Origin of the sequence: Rhodococcus sp. Chr-9, from assembly GCF_000801125.1 — a bacterium.
Taxonomy (GTDB): domain Bacteria; phylum Actinomycetota; class Actinomycetes; order Mycobacteriales; family Mycobacteriaceae; genus Rhodococcus; species Rhodococcus pyridinivorans.
This window is the reverse complement of the sequence record NZ_JTIZ01000076.1, coordinates 50,542-65,685: the sequence shown is the minus strand read 5'-3', so window position 1 is coordinate 65,685 and position 15,144 is coordinate 50,542. Positions and strand designations below refer to the sequence as shown.

Here is a 15,144-nt window from a genome sequence, read left to right as displayed (position 1 = left end):
GCGTGACCCTCGAGTCCCCCGCTCGGTTACTGTGCGGCGGTACCGAGCGGGGCGGTCTCCGACGCGGCCGGAGCGTGCGCGTAGACGGTGTCGCCCGCGACGAGCCCCAGGTCGTGGGTTTCGCCGCGGGTGATCTGCGTCGTGAACTGCTCACCCGTCGCGTCGTTGCGCAGTTCGACGCGCACCTCGAAGCCCAGCCGGACCACACGCTCGACGGTCGCCCGCGTGACACCGACCGAGCCGCCGGAGGTGTCGGAGAGCGCAGGTTGCCGGGCGAGCCGGATGTCGTGCGGCCGCACCAGCACGCCGTTGAGCTTGGACACCGTCCCGAGGAACGACATCACGAAGCTGTTCGCCGGGCGATCGTAGAGTTCCTCCGGCGTTCCGACCTGTTCGATACGTCCGGCATTCATCACCGCGATGCGGTCGGCGACGTCGAGCGCCTCCTCCTGGTCGTGCGTGACGAGCACGGTGGTCACGTGCACCTCGTCGTGCAGGCGGCGCAGCCAGGTCCGCAGGTCGGCGCGCACCTTCGCGTCCAGGGCACCGAACGGCTCGTCGAGCAGCAGCACCTGCGGGTCGACGGCGAGAGCACGGGCGAGCGCCATGCGCTGACGCTGGCCACCGGACAACTGCGCCGGATAGCGTCGCTGGAACCCGCCGAGCCCGACGATCTCGAGCAGGTCGTCGACCCGCTTCGTGATCTCGGCCTTGGGCCGCTTGCGGATCTTGAGTCCGAAGGCGACGTTCTCGCGCACGGTCATGTGCTTGAACGCGGCGTAGTGCTGGAAGACGAAACCGATGTCGCGCTTCTGCGGGGTGACGCCGGTGACGTCCTTACCGGCGATGTGGACGGTGCCCGCGTCGAGGGTCTCGAGGCCGGCGATCGAACGCAGCAGCGTCGACTTCCCCGAACCCGAGGGTCCGAGCAGGGCGGTGAGCGAGCCGGACGGGATGTCGATGTCGACGTCGGCGAGTGCGGCGAAATCTCCGTAGTTCTTGCGCGCCCCGGTAACAGCGATCATTCGGTGGTCCTCTTCCGGTCGAGCAGGGTCATCAGCAGCAGGACGATCACCGCGATGGCCATGAGCAGGGTCGCGGCGCTGTAGGCGCCGAAGGTGTTGTGGTCGTCGATGTACCGGGCGTGCACGAGCAGCGTCAGGGTCTGGGAGACGCCGGGGAAGCCGGACGAGACCATGATGACGGCGCCGAACTCGCCGAGGGCCCGCGCGACGGTGAGGACGATGCCGTAGGTCAGGCCCCAGCGGATCGCCGGCAACGTGATCCGCCAGAAGGTCTGCCAGGTGTTCGCGCCGAGGGTCGCGGCGGCCTGCTCCTGCTCCTCACCGATCTCGCGCAGCACCGGTTCGACCTCGCGCACGACGAACGGCAGCGTCACGAAGATCGTCGCGAGCACCATGCCCGGCAGGCCGAAGATCACCTTGAAGCCGAGATCCTCGACGGCACCGAACCAGCCGTTGGCGCCCCACAACATGATCAGGGCGACACCCACGACGATCGGCGAGACCGCGAAGGGCAAGTCGACGACGGCCTGCAACAGTCCCCTCCCCGGGAATCTGCCGCGGACGAGCGCCAGCGCGACGACGATGCCGAAGATCACGTTCACGGGCACGACGATCGCGACGATGAGCAGCGACAGGTTCAGAGCCGAGATCGCCGCCGGGGTGCTGATCGACTCGGCGAACGCCACGATGCCGTTCTCGAAGGTGCGGTAGAGGATCACCCCGATCGGGACGAGCAACAGTACGAACAGGTAGGCGAGCGCGACGAAGCGCAGCGACAGTCGGGATGCGAGGGACTGTTTCACCGGTCGTCCTCCTCTCGGCGCAGCCCCCGATTTGCAACCAGGCGCAGGACGAACAGCACGACGAAGGCGATCACCAGCAGCGCGACGGAGACCGCGGCGGCGTTGACCGGCCGGTCGATCTCGATTTGCTGCTGGATGTACTGCGACGCGACCTGGGTCTTGTACGGGATGTTGCCGCCGATGAGCACGATCGAGCCGTACTCGCCGATGGCGCGGGCGAATGCCAGGCCGGTGCCGCCGAGGACCGCCGGCGCGAGCACGGGCAGCACGACCGTGCGGAAGATCGTGAAGTTGCCGGCGCCGAGCGAGGCGGCGGCCTCCTCGACCTCACGGTCGGCCTCGATGAGCACCGGCTGCACCGAGCGCACCACGAACGGCAGCGTGACGAACGCCAGCGCCACCACCAGTCCCGGCTCGGTCGCGTTGAGCTGCACACCGATCGGGCTCTGCGGCCCGTACAGCGAGAGCAGCACGATGCTCGCGACGATCGTCGGTAGCGCGAAGGGCAGGTCGATCAGGGCATTGACGAACTTCTTGCCCGGGAACTCGTCGCGGACGAGCACCCAGGCGATCACCGTGCCCATCACCGCGTTGATCGCCGCGACGACCAGCGAGACGACGACGGTGATCCGTAGGGTCGCCAGGGCGGCCGGAGCGGTGATCGCATCGACGAACGTCCCGAGACCGTCCGAGACGGAGTGGAAGGCCAGGGCCGCGAGGGGAAGCAGGACGATCAGGCTCAACCACAGTGTGGCGATGCCGATACCGAGGGGCCCGACGGCGCCGGTGAACATCCGGCGTCGTGGTCGGGCGGGGGCCGTGGCGGACGGCCGGCGACGCGAACCCGCCGGGGCGGGAGACGAATCTCCCGACCCGGCGGTGTGTTCCGAAACGGTCACGCGCGTGCTCTACTTCGTTGCGTTGTCGTAGATCACCGCGATGGTGCCGGTGCTGTCGGCGAACAGCTCCTCGTTCACGGTCTCCCAGCCGCCGAGATCGGCGACGGTCCACAGTTTCTCCGGCTGCGGGAACTCATCGGCGAATTCCTCGGCGACGGTCGGATCGACGGGCCGGAAACCGGCTTCGGCCCACAGGCGCTGGGCCTCGGGGGTGTACAGGAAGTCGTTGAACGCCTGCGCGACCTCGACGTCCTTCGCGTTCTTCAGTACCGCCGCAGGGTTCTCGATCTTGAAGGTGACGGGCGGGGTGACGTGCTCGACGGGGTCGCCGTTGCGCTCGATGAACAGTGCCTCGTTCTCGTAGCTCAGCAGCACGTCGCCGGTGCCCTGCAGGAAGGTCTCGGTGGCCTCGCGACCGGACTTCGGCTGTACCTTCACATGGTCGGTGACCAGTGCGGTGACGTAGTCGATGCCGGCCTGCGGGTCGGCGCCGCCGTTGCTCTTCGCGGCGTACGGCGCAAGCAGGTTCCACTTCGCCGAACCCGAGCTGAACGGGTTGGGGGTGACGACCTCGACATCCGGCCGGAGCAGGTCGTCCCAGTCCCGAATGTTCTTCGGGTTGCCCTCACGGACGACGATGGTCACGACCGATCCGAACGGTATCCCGTTGTAGGCGTTGTTGTTCCAGTTCTCGTCGACGAGTCCCGCGTCGACGAGACGGGTGATGTCGGGCTCGACGGAGAAGTTCACGAAGTTCGCCTCGGCGCCGTCGCGCACCTTGCGGGCCTGGTCTCCGGAGGCGCCGTAGGACTGCTGGAAGACGACGCCCTCGCCTTCCTCGGTCTCCTGGAAGGCGGGGATCAGCGAGTCGAATCCGACCTTGGGCACGGCGTAGGCGTAGAGGTTGACCGTGCCGCCGGATCCGTCGCCGCCGCTCTCGGCTCCGACGGTGTCGCTCGAACCACCGGAGCAGGCGGTGAGGGAGAGTGCGGTGACCGCGGCGAACGCCGCGACAGCGAACCTGGAACGTTTCATGACGAGCCTCCTGAGGGGCTGTTTCGAGGGGGGATGAACGCGACCGGCACCGGACGAGGGGCTGCCGGAATCGGACCGGCCGGGATTCGCGAGGATGCGGCACCGACGGACGAGAGGATCCGGAAGACGGGGACCGCGGAGAGAAGGAGGATTCAGCGACAACAGTCGATGTCGGCGACCGATGGCATGCCCACAGCGATCAACGCCAACTCGTGGCGGAGGCGGGGCAGAGTGGTCGCGGACACGCGGCAGAGATTAGCAGAGGTCGAGGGTCGACCGAAATCGACGATTCGGACACCGGACGTCGAGCACCGAACCGGATGCGGGAGCGGCGTGCTCACATGGAGACGAGCCATGCGACGACGACGATGATCAGCAGCGCGATCAGCGCCAGGGTTACGCGCGAACGCGGCATGTCAGCAATCCTCCGTCGTCGTGGCGGGCGAGTCCGTCTCTCCGCGGCCGAGCAGTCCGAAGACACCGGCCATCGCCCGATCGAGCAGCCATGCGACCCCGGAGCAGGCCGGCACCAGCACTGCGAGCACCAGGGTCACCTGGGGGACGAAGGACAGGCCCGCGAGCCACAGCTCGAAGCCGTCCCACCACGAAGCCACCCGATCCATTGCCTACACCCTAGTAGGTTCGGCAACCGCGCTGCGATCCGCCCGGCCCGCGGTGATCATGGAGGGATGGACCACTACCACTCCTCCTCACCGCTGTCGGGGGCACCCTTCCGACGGAGTCCGTTCCCGCCGATCGACGACTACGCATTCCTCTCGGATTGCGAGAGCACCTGCCTGATCGCACGTGACGGCACCGTGGAGTGGATGTGCGTGCCCCGTCCGGACTCGCCGAGTGTGTTCGGGTCGCTGCTGGACCGCAGCGCGGGACATTTCCGGTTGTCGCCGCACGACCGCACCGTTCCTGCGGCACGCCGGTACCTGCCGGGCGGTCTGGTGCTCGAGACGACCTGGCAGACCGACACGGGTTGGATGATCGTGCGGGACGCGCTGGTCATGTCACCCTGGTACGACGTCGAGGAACGCTCCACCACGCATCGCCGGACCCCGTCCGACTGGGAGGCCGAGCACATGCTGTTGCGCACGGTGCGCTGCGTGAACGGGACGGTCGACCTGTACGTCAGCTGCGAACCCGCCTTCGACTACCACCGCGGCCGCACCGAATGGAGCTATACCGGCAAGGTCTACGAGGAGGCCACCGCGGTGTGCCGGAACGCGCCGGACGAACATCCGACGCTGCGCATGACGACGGATCTGCGCCTCGGAATCGAGGACCGCGAGGTCCGCGCGCGACGTCGACTCCACAAGGGCGACACGGCCTTCGTCGCATTGTCGTGGTCGGACTGCCCGATGCCGCACACCTTCGACGAGGCCGCCGTCAAGATGACCGCCACCCAGGACTACTGGCGCGAGTGGATCACGACGGGCCGCTTCCCGGATCACCCGTGGCGCACCTACCTGCAGAGCAGCGCTCTGACGCTCAAGGGACTGACCTACAGCCCGACCGGGGCGCTGCTCGCAGCGTCGACGACCTCACTCCCCGAAACACCTGGCGGAGAACGTAACTGGGACTACCGCTACGCGTGGGTACGCGATTCGACCTTCGCACTGTGGGGTCTGTACACCCTCGGGTTCGACCGGGAGGCCGACGACTTCTTCTCGTTCATCCTCGACGTCTCACGCGACGCGGACGGCGTCCGCTATCCGCTCCAGGTGATGTACGGGGTGGGCGGTGAGCGCGAGTTGCCGGAGTCGACCCTCGATCATCTGAGCGGCTACGACGGCGCCACCCCGGTCCGCATCGGCAACGACGCCTATCACCAACAGCAACACGACATCTGGGGCACACTGCTCGACTCGGTGTACCTGCACGTCAAGTCCCGCGGGCACTTCCCCCAGACGCTGTTGCACACCCTGCGCCGGCAGGTCGAGGAGGCAGCGGCCAACTGGCGCAAGCCCGATCGCGGCATCTGGGAGGTGCGCGGCGAACCCCAGCACTTCGTGTCGTCGAAGGTCATGTGCTGGGTGGCACTCGATCGCGGCGCGAAACTCGCCGAACTGCAGGGTCGTCCCGACTACGCCCGGAAGTGGGCGGCGATGGCCGACGAGATCAAGGCCGACGTCCTCGAACACGGCGTCGACGAACGCGGCGTCTTCACCCAGCGGTACGGCCACCCGTCACTCGACGCGTCGGCTCTGCTGATCCCCTTGTTGCGCTTCCTGCCCGCAGACGACCCCCGGGTGCGGGCCACGGTGCTGGCGATCGCCGACGAACTCACCGAGGACGGGCTGGTGCTGCGCTACCGGGTGGAGACCACCGACGACGGGCTCGCGGGCAAGGAGGGCTCGTTCACCATCTGCTCGTTCTGGCTGGTCTCGGCGCTCGTCGAGATCGGCGAGGTCGAGCGGGCCGCCGCACTGTGCCAGCGCCTGCTCGACTACGCGAGCCCCCTGAAGCTCTATGCCGAGGAGATCGACACCGAGAGCGGACGTCATCTGGGGAACTTCCCGCAGGCGTTCACCCACCTGGCGCTCATCAATGCCGTCGTCCATGTCATCCGCGCAGAGCGGGAGATCGGAGCGGGCAACTTCCGGCCCGCGCATCTCGGACCGTGAGCCGGTCTCAGGCGACTCAGCGCCACCGCATCCGGGGAGACGTCGGTCTGCCACGGATAGAGGCCGCGCTCGTCGCCGTACGAGCCGGCGCTGTAGTACGCGACGGGCTGCACCCCGAGTTCGACGAGAGCGTCGAGCCATTGGCTGGAGGTCGCGACGATCCGCTCGGGTGTGCCCTCGATCGTCGTCGTGCCGTAGGAGTGCTCGACGGTGACGGTCTCGCCGCCGGCGGTCGCGGTGTCATCGGTGTCCGACGAACACGCCACGAGGGTCGGGGCGACGAACAGTACGAGCGCTACCGCGGAGAGAACGACTCGGCGCATGGGCGACCTCCACCTCAGGTGAGGCTCACCTCAGCTCGAATGTGGACGTCCGTGTGCCGGCGCAGTGCTCAACGGAAGCGGGACAGCAGGGTCTCCGCCTGTTCGGCGATACCCCGGATCACCTCGCCCGCGGGTCGCTCGGAGCGCACCAGACCGGCGGCCTCCCCCGCGTAGACCACCCCGATGTCGGGATCGTCACCGGTGTACGCCGCGGCGAGGGTGTCCTCGTCGGCGCCCCGGCCGTGCCACTCCTCGGTGAACGCATTGCGCAGGGCGCGTCCGCCCCAGCGCGCCGGCCACGGCTGGTGCCGGGCCTTGTCGAAGACGTCGGTGTAGACGGTGTCGGCGCTGCCGGCCTCCACGAGCCGGCCACGGGCGTAGTCGGGGCCGACGGTCTCCGGGCTGGCGAGCAGCGCCGTCCCGACCAGGGCGCCCTGCCCACCGGCTGCGAGCACCGCTGCCAGACCGCGACCCGTGGCGATGCCACCTGCGGCGAGCACGGGCAGCGACGTCGACTCGAGCACCTCCTGCAGCAACGGGAGGGTACCGATCCTGCCCGTGTGCCCACCGGCCTCATGGCCCTGCGCGATCACCGCGTCGACACCCGCTGCCTCGACCACGCGCAGATCGTCGACCGTGTTGATCTGCGAGAGGACGACGGCCCCGGCCTCGTGGACGCGCTCGATGTAGGGAGCGGGATCGCCGAACGAGAGCGTGACCAGTTGCGGGCGGTGCTCGAGCACCGCGGTGAGGAGGCTGTCGTCGTCGGCAAGCGCCCAAGTCATCAGACCGAATCCCACGGCCCCACCACCGATCTCGCGGGCGGTGCGCACCTCGCCCTCGATCCACTCGGCGGTGTTGTACCGGGCGGCACCGATCAGGCCGAGTCCGCCGGCCCGCGTCACCTCGCCGGCGAGCCGCCCACCGGCCCGGCCACCCATGGGCGCACCCAGCAGAGGAACGGAGATTCCGAGTTCACGGGTGAGCCAGGTGTCGAGCACGCGAATCCTTCCGGTGGGCGTCGCAGCAGGAGCGACTACTTCTTCGGCTTGTCGGACGAGGCCTCGGACGACAACGCGGCGACGAACGCCTCCTGCGGAACGTCGACGCGGCCGATGGTCTTCATCCGCTTCTTGCCTTCCTTCTGCTTCTCGAGCAGCTTGCGCTTACGGCTGATGTCGCCGCCGTAGCACTTGGCGAGAACGTCCTTGCGGATCGCCCGGATGTTCTCGCGGGCGATGATCTTCGAGCCGATCGCGGCCTGGACGGGCACCTCGAACTGCTGCCGCGGGATGAGTTCCTTGAGCTTGGTCGTCATCTTGTTGCCGTAGGCGGCCGCGGCGTCCTTGTGGACGATCGCGCTGAATGCGTCGACGGCCTCGCCCTGCAACAGGATGTCGACCTTGACCAGCGCGGCCTCCTGCTCTCCGGCCTCCTCGTAGTCCATCGAGGCGTAGCCGCGGGTGCGCGACTTCAGCGAGTCGAAGAAGTCGAAGATGATCTCGGCCATCGGCAGCGTGTACCGCAGCTCGACGCGGGTCTCGGACAGGTAGTCCATACCGCCGAGCTCACCGCGCCGCGACTGGCACAGCTCCATGATCGAACCGATGAACTCGCTCGGCGCGATGATGGTGCACTTGACGATCGGTTCGTAGATCTCGCGAGCCTTGCCCTCGGGCCAGTCGGACGGGTTCGTCACGACGACTTCCTGGCCGCCTTCGAGCACGACGCGGTAGACGACGTTGGGAGCCGTGGAGATCAGGTCGAGGCCGAACTCGCGCTCGAGGCGCTCGCGGGTGATCTCCATGTGCAGCAGACCGAGGAAGCCGCAGCGGAAACCGAACCCGAGAGCGACGGACGTCTCGGGCTCGTAGGTGAGCGCGGCGTCGTTGAGCTGGAGCTTGTCGAGCGCGTCGCGCAGCACCGGGTAGTCGGAGCCGTCGACCGGGTACAGACCGGAGTAGACCATCGGGCGCGGTTCGCGGTAGCCGGTGAGCGGCTCCTCCGCACCGTGGCGGGCGGTGGTGACGGTGTCGCCGACCTTCGACTGGCGCACGTCCTTCACGCCGGTGATGAGATAGCCCACCTCGCCGACGCCGAGACCGGCGGTGGCCTTGGGTTCGGGCGAGACGATGCCGACCTCGAGCAGTTCGTGGGTCGTGCCCGTCGACATCATCTTGATCTTCTCGCGGGGCACGATCTTGCCGTCGACCACACGCACGTACGTCACGACGCCGCGGTAGGTGTCGTAGACGGAGTCGAAGATCATGGCGCGGGCGGGCGCGTCGGCGTCACCGACCGGCGGCGGCACCTGGCGGATCACGGCGTCGATGAGTTCGGGGACGCCCTCGCCGGTCTTGCCGGAGACCCGGAGCACGTCGGACGGCTCACAGCCGATGATGTTCGCGATCTCACCGGCATAGCGGTCGGGATCGGCCGCGGGCAGGTCGATCTTGTTGAGGACCGGGATGATCGTCAGGTCCTTGTCGAGCGCAAGGTAGAGATTGGCGAGGGTCTGCGCCTCGATGCCCTGCGCGGCGTCGACGAGCAGGACCGCGCCCTCGCACGCCTCGAGCGCGCGGGAGACCTCGTAGGTGAAGTCGACGTGGCCCGGGGTGTCGATCAGGTGCATCACATAGTCTTCGCCGTCGAGCTTCCACGGCAGACGTACGTTCTGCGCCTTGATCGTGATGCCACGCTCGCGCTCGATGTCCATGCGGTCGAGGTACTGGGCGCGCATCTGCCGCTCCTCGACCACCCCGGTGAGCTGCAGCATCCGGTCCGCGAGCGTCGACTTTCCGTGGTCGATGTGCGCGATGATGCAGAAGTTCCGGATCTTTGCGGGGTCCGTGAACGTGGTGTCGGCGAAGGTGCTGATGTCGTGCTCCTGACTCGGACTGGCAGCGGCCAGCAGACCGCGGTCACCCTGCAGAATATCCAAGTCGGGCGACGGCCGGGATTTCGCCCGGGTCAGGTCCGGTTAAGCTCGGTTCCCGTGGCCGGTACATGGAAGAAGTTGGGCAGGCAGCTGGGGCGTCTCGCCGTCGACCAGGGTCCGAAGATCTACCAGCAGTTGCAGCAGTCCGGGGCGCTCGACAAGGCGCGCGCCGCGTTGAACGCGGCTGGCCGGACCGGCGCAGCGAGCGGAACCTCGGGGAGCGGTACCACTGCGGCACCGAAGCCCGGCGCGTCCGGGACCACGGCGCCGAAGCCAGGTGCCGCGAAGACCCAGTCCGGCACGAAGCGTCCAGCCCCCGGTCGCCCGGTGGCGTCGCGCACCACGCCCACGGCGCAGCGTGCCCGCCGCCTCGAGTACTCCCCCGACCTCGACGGTCGCGCCGATCCGGGCGAGATCGTGTGGACCTGGGTGGCCTATGAAGAAGATCCGACGGAGGGCAAGGACCGCCCGGTGCTCGTCGTGGGCCGCGACGACAGGACGCTGCTCGGGCTGATGCTCTCGTCGAACTCCGACCGCGACGGTCACCGCGACTGGCTCGGAATCGGCTCCGGACCGTGGGACGCGGAGAACCGCCCGAGCTGGGTGCGCCTCGATCGCGTGCTCGACGTCCCCGAGGACGGCATCCGCCGCGAAGGCGCGATCCTCCCCCGCGCACGATTCGATCAGGTCGCGACCCGGCTCCGTACCGATTTCGGCTGGAGCTGAATCGGGCCGCGCCCTGACCGCAGGCCCTCAGGAGGCCCGGAGCCCGTACCGCCGCCCGAAGAGGAAGGTGTAGACGAGCGCTCCGAGCGCTCCGCCGATGAGCGGGAACACGATGAATGCCCACAGCTGCCCGAGCGCACCGTCCTGGTAGAAGGCGACGGCGAGGCTACGGGCGGGATTGACCGACGTGTTGTCGATCGGGATCGAGATCAGGTGGATCACCGCGAGAGTGAAGCCGATGGCGATGCCGGCGATCGGCGCGTCGGCCACCTGATCGGTCGCACCCAGCACCACGAAGACGAGCACGGCCGTGAGCAGGACCTCGACGACGATCATCGCGCCGATGCCGTAGCCGTTCTCGAGCACGCCGCCGAGCGGACCGTGCACCGCCGAGGGGCTGTGCGCGCCCCAGCCGTTCGCCCCGAGGCCGTCGGCGGCACGGTCGTAGCTCGGCAACGACGACGCCACCGCGTAGAGCGTCAGACCGGCGACCAGACCGCCGACGACCTGCGCGATCCAGTAACCCACGGCGCGCACCGGCGTCACGTGACCGACGATGAGCTGCCCGAGCGTCACCGCCGGGTTCACGTGACACCCGGAGATCGGGCCGATGGTGTACACGAGGAACAGCAGGGTCAGGCCGAACGCCAGTGCGACGCCGAGCTGACCGACATAGGTTCCGGCGAACACCGCGGTACCCACCGCGGAGAACACCAGGAGGAAGGTTCCGATCGCCTCCGCCACGTACTTCCGCAGGTCGGAGAACTCACCGGGGTCTCTGATTTCCAGGGAGGTCTGGCGTGCGAGATCTTCGTCGATTCGGGACTCGGGATCGCGTGGGGGTTCCATGGGTCACCTCGATGTTCGCGGTCCCGCTCGCAGGCGGAACCTGGTGGTAGAACACTTCGAGTCGATGCACCGCAGCCGCGAACTCGTCGTTCGCGCTGTGAGGGAGATTACGCATGCGCCGTGACCTCGACAACGACATCGTGCACCGTGGCGTGTCCGCCCATGTAGATGCCCTCCCGCGGCGGCACGCAACGACAACAGTCAGGTGCGCGTAGTCCTGGCCGAAACGATCAGGCCGGTGAGAAGGGTGATTCGACCGCCGGTTTGGGCTTTGCGATCCGTTCTTGGTAGCCTTGTCCATCGGTGCTCAGATGCACCCAGAGCTTTCCTACCAGCTACCAGCAAGACGACAGGATTTTACGCGTGGCCAACATCAAGTCCCAGGTGAAGCGGATTCGCACCAACGAGCGCAACCGACTCCGGAATCAGTCGGTGAAGTCGTCGCTTCGTACGGCGATCCGTTCGTTCCGCGAGGCTGCGGCCGCTGGCGACAAGGACAAGGTCAACGAGCTCCTCGTCGCCACGAGCCGTCAGCTCGACAAGGCTGCCAGCAAGGGTGTCATCCACCCCAACCAGGCTGCCAACAAGAAGTCTGCTCTCGCGAAGCTTGCCAACAAGCTCTGAGTTCATCGCTCCGAGGTAGTAGACGCAGGCTCTGCTTCACGAAGGCCGTCCCCCGCCGGGGACGGCCTTCGTGGCGTTGAACGACAGAAATGATGCCGCCCGCCCGGAATCGGCCGCGGGCACGAGCACGGGCACGGGCACGGCGGAGAAGCCTCAGGCCGCCAGCTCGGAGATGACCCGCACGGCGTGCTCGAGGGCGTAGTCCGGATCGGCCGCGGCTCCCTTGACGTCGGCGTTGAGCGCAGCGACCACCGTGAGTGCGGTCCCGATCGACGCCGGCGCCCACGTGCGCGCCTGCGCCTGCGCCTTCTTCACCTTCCACGGCGGCATACCCAGCGACGACGCGAGGGAGAACGGGTCGCCGCGACCGGCCGAGCCGACCCGGGCGATCGTGTGCACGGCGTCGGCGAGAGCATCGGCGAGCAGCACGTGGGCGACACCGCGGTGCATCGCCCACCGTAGCGCTTCGAGCGCACCGGCCGTATCGCCGGCCACGGCCTTCTCGGCTACGTCGAATCCCGACACCTCGGCCTTGCCCGAGTAGTAGCGTCGCACGGCCGCAGCATCGATCTTGCCGCCGGTGTCGGCCACGAGCTGGCTGCACGCCGCAGCGAGTTCGCGCAGGTCGGAACCCACCGCCTCGATGACGAGCTGTTCGACATCGCCCGAGACTCGCACCCCCGCAGCCTGGAACTCCTTGTGGACGAACGTCCGCACCCACGCCGCCTTCTCCCCCGCCTTCGCGGGAGCGGCACACATGTGCTCCTCGGCGCCGCGCTTGCGCAGCGCGGGCACCATCGCCTTGGTGCGTCCCCCGCCGCTGTGGAGGATCACCAGTGTCACGCCCGGAGGCGGATCGCCCGCGACATCGAGGATCAGCGCCGCGGCGTCCTTCCCGGCGTCGGCGGTGGATTCGAGGATCACGATGCGTTCTTCCGCGAACAGCGACGGACTCAGCAGCTCGGCGAGTTCGGGTACGCCCGCGTCGCCGGCGCGGAGCCGGGAGACGGGGAGATCGCCGGGAGTTTCGCTGCGCGTGCGGACATCGGACACGATCTTCGCGACGGCACGGTCGACGAGCAGTTCTTCCTCACCGAGGATCAGATGCAGGGACGCGTCGCTCACGGTTCGATCGTGCCACGCACGTCCGACACCACCGCGAGCGCCCCGGAGGCGGCACGGAGCACTGCAACGTCGCCGTGCAGGTCGGTCCGCAGGACCCGCGCCCCGATTCCGGTCAGGGTGGAGACGATCTCGGGATGGGGATGCCCGAACAGGTTGTCTCGCCCGGCGCTGACGAGGGCGACGCTCGGCCGCACAGCGGTGAGGAAGCGTGCGGGTGTGGTGCGCGAGCCGTGGTGCGGCACCTTCAACACGTCCGCACGCACGTCGGTGCCCGACCGCACGAGTGCGTCGAGCGCGGCCTCCTCCGCGTCTCCCGGCAACAGGACCCGGCCCACGACGGTGTCGACCGCCAGGACGAGCGAGTTGTCGTTCTCGGAACCGCCTGTCCGTCGCCCGGCCGGGCCCAGCACCCGGATGTCGAGATCGCCCGCACGCAGGGTCGCACCGGCACCCACTTCCCGCACCACGACACCGGTCCCGGTCGCCGCGTCGAGCACACCCGCCGCGTCGTCACCGGCAGCACCCGGCCCGACCACGACCATCTCGACCGAGCGCCCGGTGAGGACACCGCGGATCCCACCCGCGTGGTCGGCGTGCAGGTGTGACACGACGAGCAGTGCGATACGGCGAATCCTCAACCGGCGCAGGCACCGATCGACGGGTTCCGGTTCGGGTCCGGTGTCGACGACGACCGCGCGCCCGTCCCCCGTCGCCAGCACCAGCGCATCGCCCTGACCGACATCGCATGCGACGAGTACCCATTCGGCTCCGGGCCAGCCCGGTCGCAGCATCCGCACCGGCAGCCACACCGCCGCGACGGCCACCGCAATCACGAGAGCCGTGATCCGCACCCGCCGGTGACGAGCCACCGACCACGCCACCGCGACCAGCACCGCCGCGACCACTGCCCCCACCGGCCCGTCCGGCACCTCGAGCTCGGCCGACGGCAACGATGCCGCCCGGTCGGCCACCGCGATCAGCCACCACAGGAGCGGCCCGGTGCCGCGCGCGAGCACCTCCCCAACCCACGGGACGACGGAGGCGCCCAGCGCGACCAGCGAACCGAGGACCGTCAGCGGCGCAAGTACCGGGGCGACGAGGACATTGGCCGCGACCGACACGACACTCACGGTCCCGCTCACCGCCGCGACGAGAGGTGCGGTCGCTACGAACGCGACCAGCGACATTGCCGCGACCTCCGCGATGGGACGCGGCCACCCGCGATCCACGAGCCGGGTCACGACAGGTGGCGCGGCGACGATCAGTGCCGCCGTCGCGGACACCGACAGCGCGAACCCGACGTCGACGGCGAGGTCGGGCAGGAGTACGAGCAGTACGCCCACCGCGGTGCACAGGGCGGGAAGTGCCTGTCGCTCACGACCCGTCACGAATGCCAGCAACCCGATCGATCCCATCGCGGCCGCGCGCACCACACTCGCCGACGGACGGACCACGACGACGAAGGCGACGAGAGCCGTCGCGGCGAGGACGGTCCCGGAACGCGGTCCGAGTCCTACCGCGCGCACGAGGAGCAGTACCGCTCCGAGGACGATGCTGACGTTGGCTCCGGACACGGCCGTCAAATGCGTCAGTCCGGCCACCCGGAAGTCCTCCCGCACCTCGTCGGTCAGCGCCGTGGTGTCGCCCACCACGAGACCGGGCAGCAGGCCGGCCCGATCNCGGGAAGCACCGCGGAACCCACCTGCGCGAGCCGGTCGCGTACCGTGCCAGCCCATCGCTGCCACACCGGGGGCGGGCCGACGACCGTGGGTGCGTTCTCCGCGTGGAGCACCGCCACCGTGGCGCCCGGCCCGGTGTGCGGCGCCGCCCGCACGCGTGCGGTGACCGACTGCCCGGGCAGGAGATCTCCCCACGAGTCGGCCGGGGCGAGCACCACCACCGATCCCCCGGTGTCCATGGATCGTCCACCGACCATCACGTGCTCGAGCCGGGCCGGGATGCGTACCCGGGGTGTGTCGTCGAAGGCCGCGGCCCGGATGCGTCGCGGGTCGTCGGTGGAGAGGAGGACGACGCCGGCCCACGCTCCCCTTTCCGCTGCGGAGGCGATCGGGTGCTGGTCGGCGGCCCACATCCGTAGACCGGCGGCCGGCCCGAATCCCGCGACGACGGCCAGTGCGGCGAGGAGGATCCGCGCACCTCC

At 68.8% G+C, this 15,144-nt stretch carries 13 protein-coding genes and 1 pseudogene; 3 read left to right on the top strand and 11 right to left on the bottom strand.

The window, feature by feature from the left end:
• Nucleotides 1-26 precede the first annotated feature (26 nt).
• From QR64_RS10265 to QR64_RS10245, 6 genes are all read right to left on the bottom strand, one after another.
• Nucleotides 27-1,025: a sulfate/molybdate ABC transporter ATP-binding protein gene (locus tag QR64_RS10265; RefSeq protein WP_039585137.1), complete on the bottom strand. Its 999-nt coding sequence runs from the start codon at nucleotides 1,023-1,025 to the stop codon at nucleotides 27-29.
• Nucleotides 1,022-1,828 (bottom strand): sulfate ABC transporter permease subunit CysW, encoded by an 807-nt coding sequence (cysW, locus tag QR64_RS10260; protein WP_039585136.1) that lies wholly within the window; start codon nucleotides 1,826-1,828, stop codon nucleotides 1,022-1,024. The genes QR64_RS10265 and cysW overlap by 4 nt, the downstream gene beginning before the upstream one ends.
• A complete protein-coding gene (gene cysT / locus QR64_RS10255) occupies nucleotides 1,825-2,622 on the bottom strand; it encodes a sulfate ABC transporter permease subunit CysT (RefSeq protein WP_016694104.1) in 798 nt (265 codons plus the stop codon). The genes cysW and cysT overlap by 4 nt, the downstream gene beginning before the upstream one ends.
• Nucleotides 2,623-2,736: 114 nt before the next feature.
• Nucleotides 2,737-3,762 carry a sulfate ABC transporter substrate-binding protein gene (locus tag QR64_RS10250; protein ID WP_039585135.1) on the bottom strand — a complete coding sequence of 342 codons (1,026 nt, stop codon included), beginning with the start codon at nucleotides 3,760-3,762 and terminating at the stop codon, nucleotides 2,737-2,739.
• 152 nt (nucleotides 3,763-3,914) lie between these two features.
• Complete coding sequence (locus tag QR64_RS28665; RefSeq protein WP_309568822.1) at nucleotides 3,915-4,007, bottom strand: Ms4533A family Cys-rich leader peptide; 93 nt, start codon at nucleotides 4,005-4,007, stop codon at nucleotides 3,915-3,917.
• A gap of 171 nt (nucleotides 4,008-4,178) precedes the next feature.
• On the bottom strand, nucleotides 4,179-4,385 hold the full coding sequence (locus tag QR64_RS10245; RefSeq protein WP_039585134.1) for a hypothetical protein: 207 nt from the start codon (nucleotides 4,383-4,385) through the stop codon (nucleotides 4,179-4,181).
• A gap of 66 nt (nucleotides 4,386-4,451) precedes the next feature.
• Between QR64_RS10245 and QR64_RS10240 the strand changes: the two genes are divergently transcribed.
• Entirely contained in the window at nucleotides 4,452-6,398 is a 1,947-nt protein-coding gene (locus QR64_RS10240; protein ID WP_039585133.1) for a glycoside hydrolase family 15 protein, read from the top strand.
• Between the two features lie 391 nt (nucleotides 6,399-6,789).
• On the opposite strand, the gene QR64_RS10235 is transcribed toward QR64_RS10240, so the two are convergent.
• Together QR64_RS10235 and lepA are read right to left on the bottom strand one after the other, a co-directional pair.
• Nucleotides 6,790-7,722: an NAD(P)H-dependent flavin oxidoreductase gene (locus tag QR64_RS10235; RefSeq protein ID WP_019288359.1), complete on the bottom strand. Its 933-nt coding sequence runs from the start codon at nucleotides 7,720-7,722 to the stop codon at nucleotides 6,790-6,792.
• Between the two features lie 35 nt (nucleotides 7,723-7,757).
• A complete protein-coding gene (gene lepA / locus QR64_RS10230) occupies nucleotides 7,758-9,653 on the bottom strand; it encodes a translation elongation factor 4 (RefSeq protein WP_259443777.1) in 1,896 nt (631 codons plus the stop codon).
• A 63-nt stretch (nucleotides 9,654-9,716) separates the two neighbouring features.
• Between lepA and QR64_RS10225 the strand changes: the two genes are divergently transcribed.
• The gene (locus QR64_RS10225) at nucleotides 9,717-10,385 is read left to right on the top strand and encodes a type II toxin-antitoxin system PemK/MazF family toxin (RefSeq protein WP_019288360.1); all 669 of its coding nucleotides are present in this window, start codon (nucleotides 9,717-9,719) and stop codon (nucleotides 10,383-10,385) included.
• Nucleotides 10,386-10,412: 27 nt separating this feature from the next.
• On the opposite strand, the gene QR64_RS10220 is transcribed toward QR64_RS10225, so the two are convergent.
• The gene (locus tag QR64_RS10220) at nucleotides 10,413-11,234 is read right to left on the bottom strand and encodes an aquaporin (RefSeq protein WP_006554504.1); all 822 of its coding nucleotides are present in this window, start codon (nucleotides 11,232-11,234) and stop codon (nucleotides 10,413-10,415) included.
• Nucleotides 11,235-11,597: 363 nt separating this feature from the next.
• On the opposite strand from QR64_RS10220, the gene rpsT reads away from it, so the two are divergent.
• The gene (gene rpsT, locus QR64_RS10215; RefSeq protein WP_006554505.1) at nucleotides 11,598-11,858 is read left to right on the top strand and encodes a 30S ribosomal protein S20; all 261 of its coding nucleotides are present in this window, start codon (nucleotides 11,598-11,600) and stop codon (nucleotides 11,856-11,858) included.
• Between the two features lie 153 nt (nucleotides 11,859-12,011).
• On the opposite strand, the gene holA is transcribed toward rpsT, so the two are convergent.
• Both holA and QR64_RS10205 read right to left on the bottom strand, forming a co-directional pair.
• Entirely contained in the window at nucleotides 12,012-12,983 is a 972-nt protein-coding gene (holA, locus tag QR64_RS10210) for a DNA polymerase III subunit delta (protein WP_006554506.1), read from the bottom strand.
• Nucleotides 12,980-14,662: pseudogene (locus QR64_RS10205) on the bottom strand (DNA internalization-related competence protein ComEC/Rec2); the annotation flags it as partial. The gene holA and the pseudogene QR64_RS10205, both read right to left, overlap by 4 nt.
• Between the last annotated feature and the right edge of the window lie 482 nt (nucleotides 14,663-15,144).

What these genes read in the sequence shown, in the direction of transcription:
- QR64_RS10220 (WP_006554504.1), bottom strand. Translation starts at nt 11,234, where the DNA reads ATGGAACCCCCACGCGATCCCGAGTCCCGAATCGACGAAGATCTCGCA.
- QR64_RS10265 (WP_039585137.1), bottom strand. Translation starts at nt 1,025, where the DNA reads ATGATCGCTGTTACCGGGGCGCGCAAGAACTACGGAGATTTCGCCGCA.
- QR64_RS10250 (WP_039585135.1), bottom strand. Translation starts at nt 3,762, where the DNA reads ATGAAACGTTCCAGGTTCGCTGTCGCGGCGTTCGCCGCGGTCACCGCA.
- cysT (WP_016694104.1), bottom strand. Translation starts at nt 2,622, where the DNA reads ATGTTCACCGGCGCCGTCGGGCCCCTCGGTATCGGCATCGCCACACTG.
- QR64_RS10240 (WP_039585133.1), top strand. Translation starts at nt 4,452, where the DNA reads ATGGACCACTACCACTCCTCCTCACCGCTGTCGGGGGCACCCTTCCGA.
- QR64_RS10245 (WP_039585134.1), bottom strand. Translation starts at nt 4,385, where the DNA reads ATGGATCGGGTGGCTTCGTGGTGGGACGGCTTCGAGCTGTGGCTCGCG.